The organism is Pseudomonas sp. TWI628, assembly GCF_039673865.1.
Classification (GTDB): domain Bacteria; phylum Pseudomonadota; class Gammaproteobacteria; order Pseudomonadales; family Pseudomonadaceae; genus Aquipseudomonas.
The window spans coordinates 1-338 of the sequence record NZ_JBDJMM010000078.1; the positions used below are offsets into that span (position 1 = coordinate 1).

At 65.4% G+C, this 338-nt stretch carries 1 pseudogene; it reads right to left on the minus strand.

Annotated features, from left to right (window positions below):
- Window positions 1-338, minus strand: a pseudogene (locus ABE528_RS27385) (sugar-binding protein); the annotation flags it as partial.

Here is a 338-nt window from a genome sequence, read left to right on the forward strand (position 1 = left end):
CGCGGTTGACCTTGGCCATCAACCGGCCGATGGCATCGCGTTCGAACAGCGTGCTGCGCTCGGGGCGCTCACCGTTTTCGCCGTAGCCGATTTCGTCCAGGCGGACCAGATACCCGCCAGCGTCGTAACTAAAGCGTCGGGTCAGGTTGTCGACCCGCACTTCTTCGCTCAGGCGGTCCGATGCGTCGTAGGCGAAGCGGTACGTCGCACTGTTCTCGTTGACCAGCGCGGTCAGGCGCAGGGCCTTGTCGTACTCATAGCGTACCCACTCGCCCTTGGCATCCTGACGGCTGCTCGGCAGGCCGCGCGAGGTGCGTTGCAGGCGGGTGGTCTGGCCT